Source organism: Rhodococcus sp. NPDC054953, from assembly GCF_053609225.1.
Genome location: NZ_JBSGXD010000006.1, coordinates 161,198 through 176,947, shown reverse-complemented (window position 1 = coordinate 176,947; position 15,750 = coordinate 161,198). Strand labels below are relative to the sequence as shown.

Genomic DNA, 15,750 nt, shown 5'->3' with positions numbered 1-15,750 from the left:
AACACCTCTGCTAGGAGGGTGTTCTTTTTCTTGTCTCCCCCCTGCCCTCTCCCCCCCCCCCCCCGCACCCGCCTCACCCCCATCCACGAACCGTGCCGCTGCAAGGATCGCCGTTGAGCCCCTCACCCCACCTGCGTCGCGCCTGCGGGCTCGCCCTCACCGTCGGCCTGCTCACCCTCGGCCCGCCGGTCGCCGCGGCGCAGACTCCTGATTCTCCTGCGGCCCGGCAGGATTCGCCGGACACCGCGCCCCGCAGCGACCGCTGGGAAGCGATCGACGTGTACTCGCCGTCGATGCAGCGCAACATTCCGCTTGAGATCCTGCGGCCCGCGGACACCGACACCCCGGCACCGACGCTGTACCTGCTCAACGGGGCGGGTGGCGGCGAGGACGGCGCCACCTGGGAGGCCCAGACCGACGTCGCGGAGTTCTTCGCCGGCAGGCACGTCAACGTCGTCGTTCCGATGGAGGGCGCGTTCAGCTATTACACCGACTGGCGCCACCCCGACCCCGGGCTCGCGAAGAACAGCGGCAACAACGGCATCAACATGTGGACCACCTTCCTCACCGAGGAACTGCCGCCGGTGATCGACGAGCGGCTCGACACCACCGGCGCCAACGCGCTTGCCGGGCTGTCGATGGCGGGCACCTCGGTCCTCGACCTGGCGATTCAGGCCCCGGACCTGTATCGCGCCGTCGCCTCCTACAGCGGGTGCGCGATGACCAGCGAGGCGCCGGGCAGGCAGTTCGTCACGATGGTCGTCGGTGCGGGCACCGGGGACGCCGACAACATGTGGGGCCCGCCCGGCGACCCGGAGTGGGCCGAGCACGACCCGTACCTCAACGCGGACAAGCTGCCCGACATCCCGATCTACGTCGCCAGCGGCAACGGCCTTCCCGGGGCGCATGATTCGCTCGCGAACCCCCGGCTGAACGGGAATCCGATCACGCTCGGCAGCCAGCTCGTGGTCGGCGGCGTCATCGAGGCCGCGACCAACTACTGCACCTACCGGCTCGCCGAGCGCACCCGCGATCTGGGCCGGACGAACGTGCAGTACGACTTCCGCCCGAACGGCACGCACTCGTGGGGCTACTGGCAGGACGACCTGCATCGCTCGTGGCCGATGCTCGCGGACGCGCTCGGGGCGCCCCGGTGACCCGGCGGCCCGCCCGCCGCGCCCTGCTGGCGGCGTTGGCGGCGACCGTGGTCGGTGCGCCGATCGCGACCACCCAGACCGCGACCGCCCAGACCGTGGTCCCCGACTACGTTCCGGTCGCCGCCGACGCCTCGCCAGCGATCGCGTCCGTCACCGACCTCGGCGACCGGCTGCTGCTGCTGCAGGTCGACTCCCCTGCGATGGGCCGTCAGGTGCCGGTGAAGGTGCTGCTGCCCGCCGACGACAGCAGCCCGCGCGGCAGCTACCTACTGCTCGACGGCAACTCCGGTCAGGTGACCGAGAACAACTGGCTCGACCCCGAGCGCGGCAACGCGCGGGAGTTCTTCGCGGACAAGAACATCAACGTGGTGCTCCCGGTCGGCGGGACCGGAACCAACTACACCGACTGGGAGCGCGAGCATCCCACGTTCGGCCGCACCCGGTGGGCCACCTTCCTCGGCGAGGAGCTGCCGCCGCTGCTCGACGCCCGGCTCGGCACCAACGGCAGGACGATGGTCGGCGGCATCTCGTCCGGCGCCACCGGCGCGGTGCTGCTCGCCGAGCAGTACCCGGACGTCTTCGACGGCGCGGTCGGCTACAGCGGCTGCTATCTGACCGAGGGTCCGGTCGGCAAGGCCGTCACCGATCTCGTGGTCATCAACGGCGGCGCCGACTCCGAGCTGATGTGGGGACCGCAGGACGGGGCGACCTGGCGGGCGCACGACCCGATCGCGGGCGCCCCGGCGCTGGCGGGCAAGCCGGTGTACCTCTCGTCCGGGACCGGACTGCCCGGCCCGCACGACGATCCGGCCGACCCCGGCTTCGCCAGGACCGTGGTCGTCGGTGGGGCGCTCGAGGTGGGCGCGAACCTGTGCACCGATCAGCTGGCGCAGGCGTTGCGCACGGCGGGGGCGGACGTCACCCGCAGCGCCGCCCCGGTCGGCAACCACGCCTGGCCGTACTGGCGCGACGAGCTGGCCCGCTCCTGGCCGGTGATCGAGGCCGCAACCCGCTAGCGGGCCAGCGACTCCAGCAGGGTCTCGACCTCGACGACGGGCCGCTCGCACACGGCGCCGCGGCACACGTAGGCGGCGGCCCGCCCATCGACGAGGGGCCGATCGGCCAGCAGTGGAACGGAATCCGGCGCCGCCCCGACGACGACCGCACCGCCCGGCGCGTGCCTGCGCGCGGCGCCGAGCAGCCCAGAGTCGCCGAGCAGCCCCGCGTCCGCGTCCGCGGCATCGTTCGGGCCGGCCCCGCCCGTGGTGGCCACGGCCACCTGCAGCGGCCCGCGCACCGCGGCCTCCGCGACCGCGAGCCAGTGCCCGGCCGAACGCGGGACGCGGTGCAGCAGCAGCGCACCCCGGTCGAGGGTGGCCGCGGCCGCCGCGGCATACCGGTGCGCGTCCGCGGGCCCGGTCAGCACCGACGCGGTCAGCAGCGCCTCCGCCATCGACGACGCCCCGGACGGGGTCGCGCCGTCGACCGGATCACGGGGCCGGGCGATCAGGGTCTCGGCGTCGTCGGCGGTGTCGAACCAGCAGCCCGGCGCGTCCGGGTCCGCGAAGTGCCGCTGCGCCAGGTCGAGCAGGCGCATGGCGTTGGTGAGCCACACCGGGTCCCCGGTCGCCTGGTACAGGGACAGCAGACCGGTCGCCAGCGCGGCGTGGTCGTCGAGCACCGCGGCCGCCGCCCCGACCACCCCGCCGAGGGACGCGCGGCGCAGCCTGCCCTCGACCAGGTGCGTGGCGAGCAGATCCCGGGCGCAGTCCGTTGCCGCGTCCACCCACTCCGGCCTGCCCAGCCCGGCCCCCGCCTCCGCGAGGGCGGTGATCGCGAGCCCATTCCACGCGGTGACCACCTTGTCGTCCCGGTGCGGCTGCGGCCGCGCGGACCTCGCCTCGAACAGGCTGCGGCGCACCGCATCCCAGCGATCCGGATCGTCGGGGTCGGCGGGCAGCTGCAGCACCGAGGTGCCGGCCTCGAAGGTGCCCGCGGTGCCCACCGCGAGCAGGCCGGCCGCCCACACCCCGTCCTCGAACCCGAGGATGTCGATCAGCTGCTGCGGCGTCCACACATAGGTCGACCCCTCGACGCCGTCGGTGTCGGCGTCCAGCGCGGACGCGAAGCTTCCGGAGTCGGTGCGCAGGTCGCGGAGCAGGAACTCCGCGGTCTGCTCGGCGACCCGCAGCGCCAGCGGCGACCCGGTGCGCCGCGCCAGGTGCGCGTACACCCGCAGCAGCTGGGCGTTGTCATAGAGCATCTTCTCGAAGTGCGGCACCACCCAGTCGGCGTCGACGGCGTAGCGGGCGAAGCCGCCGCCGAGCTGGTCGAAGATGCCGCCGCGGGCCATCGCCTCCGCGGTCCGGGTCACCGAGTCGAGCACCAGCGCCGAGCCGGTGCGTTCGTGGCCGCGGAGCAGGCCCTCCAGCAGCGCGGACGGGGGGAACTTCGGGGCCCCGCCGAAGCCGCCCCGCGCGACGTCCTCGTCGGCGCGGACCGCGGCCGCCGCCCGGTCGAGCAGCACCGCGTCCAGCACCGCGGCGCCCGCGGGCAGGGCTCCGCCCGCGCCGCGCAGCTCCGCGGTGATCGACGCGGACGCCCGCTGCACGTCGTCGCGGCGGGTGCGCCAGGTGTCGGCGATCGCCTCGAGCAGTTGGGTGAAGGACGGCATCCCGCCGCGCGGCGCGGGCGGGTAGTAGGTGCCGCAGTAGAACGGCTCCGCGTCCGGGGTGAGGAAGCAGGTCATCGGCCAGCCGCCCTGCCCGGTCATCGCGACGGTCGCGTTCATGTAGAGCGCGTCGAGGTCGGGGCGTTCCTCCCGGTCCACCTTGATGCACACGAAGTGCTCGTTCATCAGCTCCGCGGTCGCGGCGTCCTCGAACGATTCGTGCGCCATCACGTGGCACCAGTGGCAGGCCGCATACCCGATCGACAGCAGCACCGGGACGTCCCGCTCGCGGGCCCAGGCCAGCGCGTCGGGACCCCACTGCTGCCAGTGCACCGGGTTGTCGGCGTGCTGGCGCAGGTATGGGCTGGTCGCGTCGCCGAGGGCGTTTCGGGACCTCGTCACCCCGTGCGCCCTACTTCGGGGACGACGCGGGCGGTTCGGGCTCGTCCCCGGTGCGCGCGGCGCCGGGTGCGCCCGCCGCCGGCGCCGCAGCCGCCCCGCGGTCGGTGCCCTCGTCGGCCTCCTGGTCCGCCTCCGGATGCTCCGGCTCGAACGTCTCCGGCAGCTTCTTGAGCTGCTTGTTCATCGACCGGATCAGCAGCACGGTGCCGATCAGCAGCAGCACGATCAGCACCAGCCCGACCGGGGATGCCTTGCCGAACTCGGGGCCGGTCGGCGTCCCCTGGGTCTGCGCCAGCCACACGACCGACGCGCTTGCCAGATTCACTTCTTCTCCTCCTGGTCCGGCTGCCCCGACCACGCGACCCCGACGTGGTCGACGCCGGTGAACAGGTCGGTTTCCGGGATCGCGGTGGTCACCCGGGTCTTGGCGAGCTCGAACTCCTCGGTCGGCCAGATCTTCTGCTGGATGTCGAGCGGCACCGCGAAGAACGACCCGTTGGGGTCGATCTGGGTGGCGTGCGCGCGCAGCGCGTCGTCCCGCTGCGGGAAGTACTCGCCGCAGGTGATCTGCGTCGTCACCCGGGCCATCAGGTCACCCTGCTCGGTCTTCCACTTCTTCAGCCACTCCGCCATCGGGAACTCCTCGCCGCGGGCGTCGTACTCGTCCTGGAACAGCTGCAGACGCTTGCGGATGAATCCGTGCGAGTAGTACACCTTCTGCACCTCCCACGGCGCGCCAGCGTCCGGGAACCGGTCCGGGTCGGCGGCCGCCTCGTACGCGGCCATCGACACCTCGTGGCAGCGGATGTGGTCCGGGTGCGGATAGCCACCGTTCTCGTCGTAGGTGGTCATCACGTGCGGACGGAACTCGCGGACCACCCGGACCAGCGCCTCGGTCGACTCCTCCAACGGAACCAGCGCGAAGCAGCCGTCCGGCAGCGGCGGCTTCGGGTCGCCCTCCGGCAACCCGGAGTCGACGAACCCGAGCCAGGTCTGCCGGACGCCGAGGATCCGCGCGGCCTCCGCCATCTCCTCCTTGCGGACCTCACTGATCCGGTCCCGGACGCCGGGGACGTCCATCGCCGGGTTGAGAATGTCGCCGCGTTCGCCGCCGGTCAGCGTCACCACCAGCACTTCGTTGCCCTCGGCGGCGTAGCGGGCCATCGTCGCAGCACCCTTGCTCGACTCGTCGTCGGGGTGGGCGTGCACGGCCATGAGACGTAATCCGCTCACAGTCTTCCTTCACCTCAGCTTCGCCTGGAACTCGATCGGGCCTTCCGGACACCGTCCACCCGTCGCGTCGACCGCGCGGGCGGGGGCCCGGTGTCCTTCCCCTATAGTTCCACCCGACACCTCCAGCGTCACCGTGACCCTGTCCGGATCGGCCGACGGAGGGCGCCCCGCCGGGCACGCGCGCCTGCCCGGACCGATGCACGAGAGTCGAGCAGATGACCGAGACGATCCCCTCCGACCGCTATCCGATGCCGCAGGGCAGCGTCCGCGGATCCCGGATCACCTCGATCGTGCTGACCATCGGCGTCGTCCTGCTCGGCCTCGCCGTCGCCTGGCTCGGGTACAACAAGTTCGCCGCGAAGGACATCGCGTCCGAGATGGTGCAGTATTCGATCGTCGACGACTCGACGATGGCGATGAGCTTCACCGTCACCCGCGAGGAGCCGTCCGAGGCGGCGCTGTGCATCGTCCGCGTCCGGTCACGGGACGGTTCCGAGACCGGTCGGCGTGAGATCGTCGTGCAACCGTCCGAGCATGGCACCGTCCAGATTGACACCCAGGTCACGACCTCCCAGCCCCCCGGCGTCGCCGACATCTACGGCTGCGGATCGACCGTTCCGTCCTACCTGACCGCGGGCTGAGTCCCGCCGGGTCCGTCCCGGTCGTGCGGGTGGCGCTGCCTCGACCTTCGCCGGGAAAATCCCAGCTCGTGCTAAAATACGGTGATACACGGTTCCGGGCAGGAACCGTGTATTGCTGCATTTGCAGTGGTGCTGTATTTGCATCCGGATGCGCGTGCGACGCGGACTCCGATGCACGACCACCGGTATCGGTGGTCCGTCCAGGGGACCCGTCCCCGGGTTCCGACTACGAGGAGTGATCGAGCATGACCGAGACCCAGGTGACCTGGCTGACCCAGGAGTCCCACGACCGGCTCAAGAGCGAACTCGACCAGCTCATTGCCAACCGTCCGGTCATCGCGGCCGAGATCAACGAGCGACGCGAAGAGGGCGACCTCAAGGAGAACGGTGGCTACCACGCTGCGCGCGAGGAGCAGGGCCAGCAGGAGGCCCGCATCCGCCAGCTGCAGGAACTGCTGAACAGCGCGAAGGTCGGCGAGGCCCCCACCCAGTCCGGTGTCGCCCTGCCCGGCTCGGTCGTGAAGGTGTACTACGACGGTGACGAGTCCGACACCGAGACCTTCCTGATCGCGACCCGCGAAGAGGGTGCCCGCAACGACAAGCTCGAGGTCTACTCCCCCAGCTCCCCGCTCGGCGGCGCCCTGCTCGACGCGAAGGTCGGCGAGACCCGCGAGTACATCCTGCCCAACGGCAAGACGATGAAGGTCACCCTGGTCAGCGCCGAGCCGTACCACGGCTGAGCCCGACCGCACCCAAGTGAACCCCGGACCCGGCAGCGTGCCGGACCGGGGTTCACTTGTCTCGGCGCGAAGATGGGGCGAATGCGCGGTGGGGCAGTCACCCCCTGCTCGACTGCCCCACCGGCCACCGGAACCGCCGGGCGCCGGTCCCCTTCCCCCAGGGGCCGTGCTCATCGGCTCACAACGATTCAGACGCGGCAATGCCCGGATCGGTTCCACCCGGGGACAGGCCGATCTGTCGCGCGACGATCAGCGCGCCATGAACGCCAGGCTGAGGACGTCGACCAGCTCGTCCGGCTCGGTCTCCGCGGACCCGCACATCTCCACCAGTTCGCCCCGGTACCGCGGGTCGATCGGTTCGATCCCCCCGAACGCGCGGACGGACTCCCCGGTCGGTAGCAGCCGCGCACAGACCAGCCCGCCGACCGCGAAGTGGTGGCCCGCCACCGCGTCCACCACCTCGATTGGCTCGCCGCCCGCCACGTCGCACAGGGTCAGCGACCGTCCCGGTGACACCGCGGTCACCTCGTACACGCCGCGGCTGCCGCCCAGCCACTGCCGGGCCAGCTCGAGTTCCTGCGCGGGCAGCACCTGCGCGCGCCGGGCAACGAACTGCTCGAGGACCCCGCCCTCGAACAGCGCGGCGTCGATGACCAGGCCACCCTCGAGGGCGGTGATGGTTGCGTCCTCGTCGTCGGTGTGCGCGGCCCGGATCTCGGCGAGCTCGTGCACCAGGTCGAACAGTTCCGGGGTCCGGGCGAACATCAGCGCCTTGGTGTACAGCCAGGAGGCGCGGGCGTCGGCGGTCAGGTCGGACCGGCCGAGGTGGCAGGCCTTGTACTTGCGGCCGGACCCGCACCAGCAGCGGTCGTTGCGCCCCAGCTCGCGGCGGTCGGCGGGCTGATACCGCGCCAACACCTCCTGCAGGGTGTCCGCGTCGCCGCCCTCGATGCGGGCCAGCAGCGACTGCGCGCGCGGCACGTCGCCCGCGTCGGCGGCGAGCAGGGCCAGATCGAACGCGGCCAGTGTCCAGTCCGGGTCCCGGTCCAGCGCCAGCTCGAACTGGGTGACCGCGACGAGGACGTCGCCGCACTGGTCGGCGGCCTTGCCCGCCAACCAGTGCGCGGCGGGGCGCACCCGGCGGGACGCGTGCTCGATCAGCGCCGACGCCACCGCGTGCAGCGCCTCGGCGCGGTCATCCCCGAGGGTGGCGAGGTCGAACGCGACCGCCGCCGCCGACGGATCCGCGAGGCCACGGAAGACCCGCGGGTCCGCGGTCACCCGGGCAGCGGCGACCTCGGACGGATCCTCGCCCCGCTCGACCGCGTCGGCGACCTCGTGGACGAGGTCGGTGAGGTCGACGACGGACCCCGCCTCGGCGACGTTCAGCCGATTCTCCCGAGCGATCGACTCGACGAGCGCGGTCCGGTGATAGGCGTCGAAGTCGAAACCGTTCGGCGCCAGATAGTTCCGTTCGCAGACGTGGCCCGCGGCGGCGAGCAGTTCGGTCAGCGGCGCCGTCGGCGCGGTAAACAGGTCGGGATGCTCGGCAACCAACTGCCAGACGACGGGGTCGGTGTGCACGGCGCCGTCGGCGATCACCTCCCGCAGGGCGTCGATGAGGTCGGGGGCGGGTGCGGTCCGGTCCACGCGGACCAGCCGCAGCCGACCGCCAGCCAGCCCGAGGCCGATCAGGTCGCCCGCGGTCGCCGCGTGCAGCAGGTCCGGGTCGAGCAGCAGCCGCTCGATCTCCGGGGCAGCGAACTCGGTGCGGCCGCGGGCAGCGAGAGCGGCGGCGTCCGCGGTCGGGGAGACCACGGCGACCTCGCATTCGCCTCCGCGGGAACGGGATCCGGCGAGCACGGAAAGCGCGGACAGGTCCGGGTCGATGTCGAGGACCCCGGACGCGACCTCCTCCGCGGACAGCCGATGCGTGAACACCCGGCCCTCGAGCAGCCCGTCGAGCGCGGCAACCCGGCCGTCGGCGAGCACCCCGACGGGCGAGTCGTCGAGTGCGCGGACCACCGCGGCCATTTCCGCGGTCGTGCCGAGCCCCCGCTCGACGAGCGCGGCAACCCAGTCGTCGGTGCTGAGCGGGCCGCGGCGCCGCAGTTCCGCGATCGCGTGCCCGGCGGCATCAAGTTCGGGCGCATCGGGTTCCGGTGCATCAGGTTCGGGCGCATCGAGTTCGGGTGCATCGAGTTCGCGAGGGTCGGGTTCGGGTGCGGGATCCGGACGCGCTTCGGTGCGGGGGTCGGCGGCGCGGCGACCCACGATCTCGAGGTGCCGGTCACCACGGGATTCGGTCGAGGCGATCACCCGGTGATCGTAGGCGACGCACCCCGCGGCGTCGCCGACCGGACGCGAACGGGCGGTTGTCGGGTGCGGCTCTCGGCCGATGGTCCGGCAACCGCCGGGTCGGCGCAGACCGACCTGCTACCGTCGACGGTGTTCTGACACGGGGTGCTCCGCGACTGCGGGGCTGAGATGAGACCCGAGAACCTGTCCAGGTAATGCTGACGAAGGGATGTCATGGCTGTGTTGACGCATGCCACCACCACGGACCGCTTCACCGACCACCTGTGGGACGAGACGAAGGCGCTGCGGGTCGCGATCGACGACCTCGAGTTCCTGCACCGACTCGGCGACGGCACGCTGCCGCTGGCGGTGTTCCGCACCTACATCGAGCAGGATTCGCTGTACCTGATCGGCTACGCGAAGGCGCTGGCGATCCTCGCGTCCAAGGCGCCGGACCCGCAGACCGCCGCGTTCTGGGCGAACTCGGCCGCCAGCGCGGCGGCCGTCGAGTCCGCGCTGCACGAGGACCTGCTGCACGTCCTTCCGCCGCGGGACGACGAGCCGGAACACTCGTCCGCCTGCCTGGGGTACGTGTCGTACCTGATCGCGGCCGCCGCGACCGAACCGTACGCGGTCGGCGCCGCCGCGGTGCTGCCGTGCTTCTGGATCTACGCCGAGGTCGGCCGGGACCTCGCGGCCCGCGCGGCGAAGGTGCTCGCCGCCGACCCCGGACACCCCTACGCGCAGTGGGTGTCCACCTACGACGCCCCCGAGTTCCAGGAGTCCGCCGCCGCGGCCCGCGCCCTCGTCGACGCCGCGGCCGCCGCCGCCACCGACGCCGACCGGGCCGCGATGGTCACCGCCTTCACCGTCGCGACCCGGTACGAGCTGATGTTCTGGGACACCGCGCTGCACCCGCAGTCCTGGCCGCTGTCGTGACGGGCCGCATGATCCGCGCGCTGACCGGGATCGTCGCCGCCGCACTGACGTCGACGCTCCTCGCGGCCTGCGGCAGCGATTCGGGGTCGGACGGGACGATCCGGTTCGCGCTGGACTGGACACCGAACACCAACCACACCGGGCTGTACGTCGCGCAGCAGCGCGGCTACTTCGCGGACGCCGGCCTGGACGTCGAGATCCTGCCGTACACCAACACCGCCGTCGACACCGTGATCGACGCCGGGAACGCCGAATTCGGGATCAGCACCCATGATTCGTCGACGTTCTCCCGGGCGTCCGGCGCGCACACGGTGTCGGTGCTCGCCCCTCTGCAGCACTGGGCGACCGGGATCGGCGTCAAGGCCGACCGCGCGGACATCACCAGCCCGAAGGACCTGGACGGCACCACCTACGCCGGGTTCGGCGAGCCGGGCGAGAAGGAAACCCTGCAGCAGGTGATCCGAAACGATGGCGGCACCGGCGAGTTCACGTCCGTCACCCTCGGCACCTCCGCCTACGAGGCGGTCTACTCCGGGCAGGCCGACTTCACCGTCTCCTACCTCGCCTGGGAGGGCATCGAGGCCGAGCGCCGCGGGACCCCGATGAAGTACTTCCGCTACACCGACTTCGGGTTCCCGGACGCGTACGCGATCGTCGTCGACGGGAACGAGGACTGGCTCAGCGCCAACCCGGATGAGGCAGCGAGGTTCGTGCAGGCGCTGCAGCGCGGCTACCAGTTCGCCGCGGACCACCCGGACGAGGCGGCCCGGGACCTGATCGACGCCAACCCGGGTGCCTTCAACGACCCGCAGCTGGTGGTCGAGAGCCAGCGGATGCTGGCCGGGCAGTACATGAAGGACGCCGACGGGCGGGTCGGCACCCAGACGTTGGAGCAGTGGGCGGGGAACTCGAGTTTCCTGTACCGCAACGGTCTGCTCACCGGGCCGGACGGCAAGCCGCTGAGCTCCGAACCGGACTGGTCGACGTACTTCACCAATGACTACCTCGGCGCCCCGTAGCCCCACCGCACGCAGTAGCCCGTTGGCGTTGCCTGCGGTCGTGACGGTGGCCGTGCTCGTCGCCGTCTGGCAACTGTACGTCCAGGTCAGTGGGATCCGTCCGCAGCTGCTGCCGTCCCCGCTGCGGGTGGTCCGGCAGGGCTGGGCGCATCGGGATGAGATCGGGGTGCACGCCGCGGCGACCCTGCAGGTGACGCTGATCGGGTTCGCGGTGTCCCTGGTGCTGGCCTGGGCCCTGGCGATCGTGGTGGACTTCTCGCCGTGGCTGCGGCGCGCGTTCGTGCCGCTGTTCGTTGCCTCCCAGACCCTGCCGATCATCGCGATCGCCCCGCTGATGATCATCTGGTTCGGCTTCGGGCTGCTGCCGAAGGTGCTCGTCATCGCGCTGGTCACGTTCTTCCCGATGGCGATCGGCCTGATCGAGGGGTTCGCCGCGGCCGACCGGGAGGCGGGCGCGCTGCTGCGCAGCATGGGTGCGTCCCGGCGGCAGGTGTTCCGGTACGTGCGGCTGCCGTCGGCGCTGCCCCGGTTCTTCACCGCGCTGCGGATCGGGATCACCTACGCCGTCGTCGGTGCGGTGTTCGCCGAATACGTCGGCGCCAGCGAGGGTCTCGGCATCTACATGAGCCTGCAGAAGAATTCCTTCCGCACCGACCTGGTGCTGGCGGCGGTGCTGGTGACCGCGCTGATCAGCATCACGCTGTACCTGCTGACGTTCGCCGCCGAACGCGTCGTCGCGCCGTGGGCCCGCGCCGAGGGTCGGGCGCGCCATGGGTGAGCGGCGCGGTGGCCGCCTGGTCGTCGACGGCCTCACCCGGTCGTTCCCGCAGCCCGGACGGCGGCCCGACCGACAGGTCCTCGGCGGGGTGTCGTTCACCGCGGAGCCGGGCGAATTCGTCTCCGTGATCGGCCCGAGCGGCTGCGGCAAGAGCACCGTGTTCGCGATGCTGGCCGGGCTGGACTCCCCCGATGCGGGCAGCATCGACTTCGGCCCCGGCACCGCGCACTGCGCGTACATGCCGCAGCAGGACCTGCTGTTCCCGTGGCGCACCCTCCGAGAAAACACGCTTCTCGGTCTGTAGGGGGGGGGTGTGCCGACCGGGGAGGCGCGGCGCCGCCCCAGGGAGCTGTTCCCCACCTTCGGGCTCGCTGGCTTCGAGGACGCCCGGCCTGCGCAGCTGTCCGGCGGCATGCGGCAGCGGGCGGCGCTGCTGCGGACCGTCGTCCAGGATCGGGAACTGCTGCTGCTCGACGAGCCGTTCGGTGCGCTGGACTCGCTGACCCGCACCGAGATGCAGGCATGGCTGCAGCAGGTGTGGCAGCGGTACCGGTGGATGGTCCTGATGATCACCCACGACATCCGCGAGGCCGTCTACCTCTCCGACCGGGTGGTCGTGCTGTCCGCCCGGCCAGCGACGGTGCGGCGCGAGGTGCGCGTCGACCTGCCGCGGCCCCGCGACCTGTCGATCGTCACCGCACCCGAATTCGTCGCGCTGGAACAGGAACTGCTGGAGGTGCTGCACGAGGAGTCGCGGCGCGCGCTCGCCGAGCAGGAATCCGCGCCGGGGCGGTGACCGCGGCACCGAACGGGCGGATACCGCGGCGTCCTCTCGGGCGATGCTCCGGTAACCGCCCGTTCGGCCGGCCGCGCTCAGCTGTCGGCGAGCCGGGCGATCACATCCTCCGGTTCGACGGTGTCGGCGGACAGCACCGCGAGCAGGTCGTCGCGGCGGGACGCGGGCACCGGAACGGCGCCGCCGAGGATCTGGGTTCGCTCGCCCGTCGGCACCACCCGGGCGCACACGACGTCACCGACCGCCAGCGGCTGCGCGCACGTCACGTCGACCGATTCGCCGGTGCGCAGGTCCCGCAGGGTCGCCGCCGCACCGTCCGCGGCGACCACCTCGTGCACCGATCGCCGCGCCAGCAGCCAGCGGCCCGCGAGGTCGAGTTCGTCGGCGGGCAGCAGCATCCCGCGCCGCGCAACGAACAGCGCGAACAGGCCGCCCTCGAACAACGCGGCGTCGAGCACCAGCGGATCCTCGAACGCCCGCGCGGCCGCGTCCTCCCCATCCAGGCCGTCGGCGCGCAGGTCCGCGAGCGCGAACACCAGGTCGAACAGCGACGTCGACTGGGCGTAGAGGGCGGCCTTCTCGTACAGCCAGTGCGCGCGGTCGTCGAGGGTGGCGTCCGTCTTCCCGAGGTGGCACACCTTGTACTTGCGGCCCGATCCGCACCAGCACCGGTCGTTCCGGCCGAGTTCGGGATGGTCGGCGGGGGCGAAGCGCTGCAGCACCGCGTGTAGCCGCTCAGTGTCGCCGCCGTCGATGCGGCTGAGCAGCGACAGCCCCCGCTGCGCGTCCCCGCGGTCGGACGCGATCTGCGCGAGCTCGAACAGCGCGGGCGTCCACTCCTCGTTCATCGCGGCGGCGTCCTCGAAGTGGCGTTCCGCCTCACGGACGTCGCCGAGCGAGTCCGCGGCCATGCCCGCGAGCCAGTGCCCGGACGCCTTCACCCGCCGCGGCGCCCGGTCCGCGATCGCCAGCGCCGCCGTGTACAGCGCGGGCATCTGGTCCTCCTCGAACCCGCCGACCACGTCCAGCGCTGCGCCGGCCGCCGCCGGGTCCTCCAGTCCGGCAAATGCTTCCGGATCAGACGCGACCCGCAGCGTGGCTGCGTCGAGGTCGAGGCCGTCGACGGTGACCTCGGCAACCAGGTCGACGAACGAGATCACCGCGTTCACCTCGTCGGGATGAAGGTCGTTCTCGCGGGCCACCATCGCGATATGCGACGCGAAATGGTGTGCGGCGAAGTCGAATCCGTGCGCCGCAAGGTAGCTGCCCTCACGGTCGTAGCCCGCGGCATCGATCAGCTCGCCGAGCGGCACCGTCGGCCGAACGAAGAGGTCGGCGTCGTCGGCGAGCAGCTGCCAGACGACGGTCTCGAGGTTGTCCGCGTTGTCCTCCCCGATGACGCGGTCGAATGCCGCGCGCAGGTCGGCGGGCTCGAGGGCGCCGTCGACGGCCGACAGGTCGAGCGCGCCGCCGCGCACCCGCACCGCGAGCACGTCGCCGTCGGAGAACCCGCGCAGGGCATCGGTGCCGACGTGCAGGACCGCGCCGTCGGGCAGGTCCGCGTCCGCGACGCCGAGCGCGTCGAGTTCGTCGGCGTCGTAGTCGGGGAACAGCGCCCGCACCGGGCCGTCCTCGGCCGCGACCACCGACAGGACCAGCGGCGCAAGGTCGGGTTCGGCGTGCAGCAGGCCCGAGGCGATCTCCCGGTCGCCGACCCGATGCGTGAACACCCGACCCTCGAGCAGGGTGTCGATCAGGGCGCGGCGGCCGTCGACGAGGACCACGAGGCTGGGGTCGTCGAGCAGTTCGACCGTCTCCAGCAGCTCCGGCGCGGGACCGTGCCCGGCGTCGGCCAACATCTCCGCCCAGTCCTCGGACGTCAACGGTCCGTGCGCGCGCAGCACCGCGAGGGCGGCGTCGACGGCGGGGGAACTCGGCTCTGGTTTCGCGATCACCCCTCGATCGTAGGCGCCCGCGACGGCCGGGACCGCGCGGCGAGGAAGTCGCGGGTGACGGCGGCGGGGATGCGTCCCTTGTCCGACACCGCGATCCCCTGTTCGCGCGCCCACCGCCGGATCTCGGCCGGGGTCGGCTCGGCGACGGGGACCGGCGCGCCGGGCGCGAACGTCTGCTCGACCCGGCTGGTGGCCGCCGACACCTCCAGCTCGGCGAGGCAGGCGCCGAGCCACCGGTACGTCCACTCCTGCGCCAACTTTCGGGTCTCGCAGAACGCGACCGGGACGGTCGGGAACCGCGCCTGCAGTTCGGCGAGTGCCTCCGCGGCCGCCGCACCCGGCGCGTGCTCGAGCGTGAACAGCCTGCTGTACCTGTCCTCGACGACGATCGCCGCCCGCGGCAGCGCCGACAGTTCCGCCGCCGCGTAGGTCAGCTTCCCGGACAGCAGGCTGGACGCCAGGTCCGCCAACGACTTCCGCTCCACCGCGGCGACCACCTCCCCGTCGAGCTCGACGGCGTAGTCACCGGCGGCGAGGCGGCGCCGCGTGGTCGCGGCCTGCTGGTGGCCGAACGAGTAGGCGTACTTCTCGCCGGTGTCGACGACGATGTCGAGGACCCTGCCGTGGGCGCGCGCGGTCGGGACCGTCACTGCGGGCCGGGCCTGCTTGGTGGTGCGCGGCGACTGCCAGAAGATCATCTCCCGCCCGCGGGCCCGGGTGAGCACCAGCTGCGACCGGTTCTCCCTTGCGCGGGTGAGCACCAGGTCGATCGCGGGTCCGCGGCGGGTGCAGGACCGCACCTGGTGCCGTTCGAGGATCTCGGCGTCCACCGGCCAGGCGTCGGCGCGGTGACAGTACACCTTCGACTCGCGCGGCCACGTCGACCGCGCCTTCACCACGATCCCGTTCGGACCAAGCGGAATTCGAACCAGGTACGGCAGCGTCGAGTCCGGGTCGGGATTCCGCGCGATCAGCAGGTCGTCGGGCACCCGCCCAGCATATGGAACTGTGCGCGAATTTCCCCCCGGTCGGGGTGGAATTCGCGCACAAGAGCACAACGCCAATAGACGATGCGGCGGGACTTTATTCCGTCGAAGAACAAGGCAACCCTTAACCCGTCG

13 protein-coding genes, 1 pseudogene and 1 riboswitch are annotated in these 15,750 nt (G+C 72.0%); of the genes and pseudogenes, 8 read left to right on the top strand and 6 right to left on the bottom strand.

What is annotated here, in order from left to right:
- Nucleotides 1-113 precede the first annotated feature (113 nt).
- Both ACWF62_RS06875 and ACWF62_RS06870 read left to right on the top strand, forming a co-directional pair.
- Nucleotides 114-1,157 (top strand): alpha/beta hydrolase, encoded by a 1,044-nt coding sequence (locus tag ACWF62_RS06875; RefSeq protein WP_452629698.1) that lies wholly within the window; start codon nucleotides 114-116, stop codon nucleotides 1,155-1,157.
- Nucleotides 1,154-2,173 (top strand): alpha/beta hydrolase, encoded by a 1,020-nt coding sequence (locus tag ACWF62_RS06870; protein WP_452629697.1) that lies wholly within the window; start codon nucleotides 1,154-1,156, stop codon nucleotides 2,171-2,173. Before ACWF62_RS06875 ends, ACWF62_RS06870 begins: the two co-directional genes overlap by 4 nt.
- Here the strand turns inward: ACWF62_RS06870 and ACWF62_RS06865 are convergent.
- The 3 genes from ACWF62_RS06865 to mca are packed head-to-tail and all read right to left on the bottom strand — an operon-like array spanning nucleotide 2,170 to nucleotide 5,463.
- Nucleotides 2,170-4,230, bottom strand: coding sequence for a thioredoxin domain-containing protein (locus ACWF62_RS06865; protein ID WP_452629696.1), 2,061 nt, complete (start codon nucleotides 4,228-4,230; stop codon nucleotides 2,170-2,172). The genes ACWF62_RS06870 and ACWF62_RS06865 overlap by 4 nt on opposite strands.
- Nucleotides 4,231-4,240: 10 nt before the next feature.
- Nucleotides 4,241-4,555 carry a hypothetical protein gene (locus tag ACWF62_RS06860; protein ID WP_378505719.1) on the bottom strand — a complete coding sequence of 105 codons (315 nt, stop codon included), beginning with the start codon at nucleotides 4,553-4,555 and terminating at the stop codon, nucleotides 4,241-4,243.
- Complete coding sequence (gene mca / locus ACWF62_RS06855) at nucleotides 4,552-5,463, bottom strand: mycothiol conjugate amidase Mca (RefSeq protein WP_452629695.1); 912 nt, start codon at nucleotides 5,461-5,463, stop codon at nucleotides 4,552-4,554. Before mca ends, ACWF62_RS06860 begins: the two co-directional genes overlap by 4 nt.
- Nucleotides 5,464-5,678: 215 nt before the next feature.
- Here mca and ACWF62_RS06850 point away from each other — a divergent pair, with 215 nt between their 5' ends.
- Together ACWF62_RS06850 and greA are read left to right on the top strand one after the other, a co-directional pair.
- A complete protein-coding gene (locus tag ACWF62_RS06850) occupies nucleotides 5,679-6,104 on the top strand; it encodes a DUF4307 domain-containing protein (protein ID WP_452629694.1) in 426 nt (141 codons plus the stop codon).
- A 245-nt stretch (nucleotides 6,105-6,349) separates the two neighbouring features.
- A complete protein-coding gene (greA, locus tag ACWF62_RS06845) occupies nucleotides 6,350-6,844 on the top strand; it encodes a transcription elongation factor GreA (RefSeq protein ID WP_378505716.1) in 495 nt (164 codons plus the stop codon).
- Between the two features lie 249 nt (nucleotides 6,845-7,093).
- On the opposite strand, the gene ACWF62_RS06840 is transcribed toward greA, so the two are convergent.
- On the bottom strand, nucleotides 7,094-9,163 hold the full coding sequence (locus ACWF62_RS06840; protein ID WP_452629693.1) for an SEC-C metal-binding domain-containing protein: 2,070 nt from the start codon (nucleotides 9,161-9,163) through the stop codon (nucleotides 7,094-7,096).
- Nucleotides 9,164-9,293: 130 nt separating this feature from the next.
- Nucleotides 9,294-9,389, top strand: a riboswitch (TPP riboswitch).
- On the opposite strand from ACWF62_RS06840, the gene ACWF62_RS06835 reads away from it, so the two are divergent.
- From ACWF62_RS06835 to ACWF62_RS06820, 4 genes and pseudogenes are all read left to right on the top strand, one after another.
- Nucleotides 9,377-10,081 (top strand): TenA family protein, encoded by a 705-nt coding sequence (locus ACWF62_RS06835; protein ID WP_378505714.1) that lies wholly within the window; start codon nucleotides 9,377-9,379, stop codon nucleotides 10,079-10,081. (Overlaps the previous riboswitch by 13 nt.)
- An 8-nt stretch (nucleotides 10,082-10,089) precedes the next feature.
- On the top strand, nucleotides 10,090-11,100 hold the full coding sequence (locus ACWF62_RS06830; protein WP_452629707.1) for an ABC transporter substrate-binding protein: 1,011 nt from the start codon (nucleotides 10,090-10,092) through the stop codon (nucleotides 11,098-11,100).
- Nucleotides 11,078-11,878: an ABC transporter permease gene (locus ACWF62_RS06825; RefSeq protein ID WP_452629692.1), complete on the top strand. Its 801-nt coding sequence runs from the start codon at nucleotides 11,078-11,080 to the stop codon at nucleotides 11,876-11,878. The genes ACWF62_RS06830 and ACWF62_RS06825 overlap by 23 nt, the downstream gene beginning before the upstream one ends.
- A pseudogene (locus ACWF62_RS06820) lies at nucleotides 11,871-12,674 on the top strand (ABC transporter ATP-binding protein). Before ACWF62_RS06825 ends, ACWF62_RS06820 begins: the two are co-directional and overlap by 8 nt.
- 77 nt (nucleotides 12,675-12,751) lie before the next feature.
- Here ACWF62_RS06820 and ACWF62_RS06815 read toward each other — a convergent pair.
- Together ACWF62_RS06815 and ACWF62_RS06810 are read right to left on the bottom strand one after the other, a co-directional pair.
- Nucleotides 12,752-14,629, bottom strand: coding sequence for an SEC-C metal-binding domain-containing protein (locus ACWF62_RS06815; protein ID WP_452629691.1), 1,878 nt, complete (start codon nucleotides 14,627-14,629; stop codon nucleotides 12,752-12,754).
- Entirely contained in the window at nucleotides 14,626-15,618 is a 993-nt protein-coding gene (locus tag ACWF62_RS06810) for an ERCC4 domain-containing protein (protein ID WP_378505707.1), read from the bottom strand. The genes ACWF62_RS06815 and ACWF62_RS06810 overlap by 4 nt, the downstream gene beginning before the upstream one ends.
- Nucleotides 15,619-15,750 lie beyond the last annotated feature (132 nt).

What these genes read in the sequence shown, in the direction of transcription:
- ACWF62_RS06830 (WP_452629707.1), top strand. Translation starts at nt 10,090, where the DNA reads ATGATCCGCGCGCTGACCGGGATCGTCGCCGCCGCACTGACGTCGACG.
- ACWF62_RS06850 (WP_452629694.1), top strand. Translation starts at nt 5,679, where the DNA reads ATGACCGAGACGATCCCCTCCGACCGCTATCCGATGCCGCAGGGCAGC.
- ACWF62_RS06825 (WP_452629692.1), top strand. Translation starts at nt 11,078, where the DNA reads ATGACTACCTCGGCGCCCCGTAGCCCCACCGCACGCAGTAGCCCGTTG.
- greA (WP_378505716.1), top strand. Translation starts at nt 6,350, where the DNA reads ATGACCGAGACCCAGGTGACCTGGCTGACCCAGGAGTCCCACGACCGG.
- ACWF62_RS06835 (WP_378505714.1), top strand. Translation starts at nt 9,377, where the DNA reads ATGGCTGTGTTGACGCATGCCACCACCACGGACCGCTTCACCGACCAC.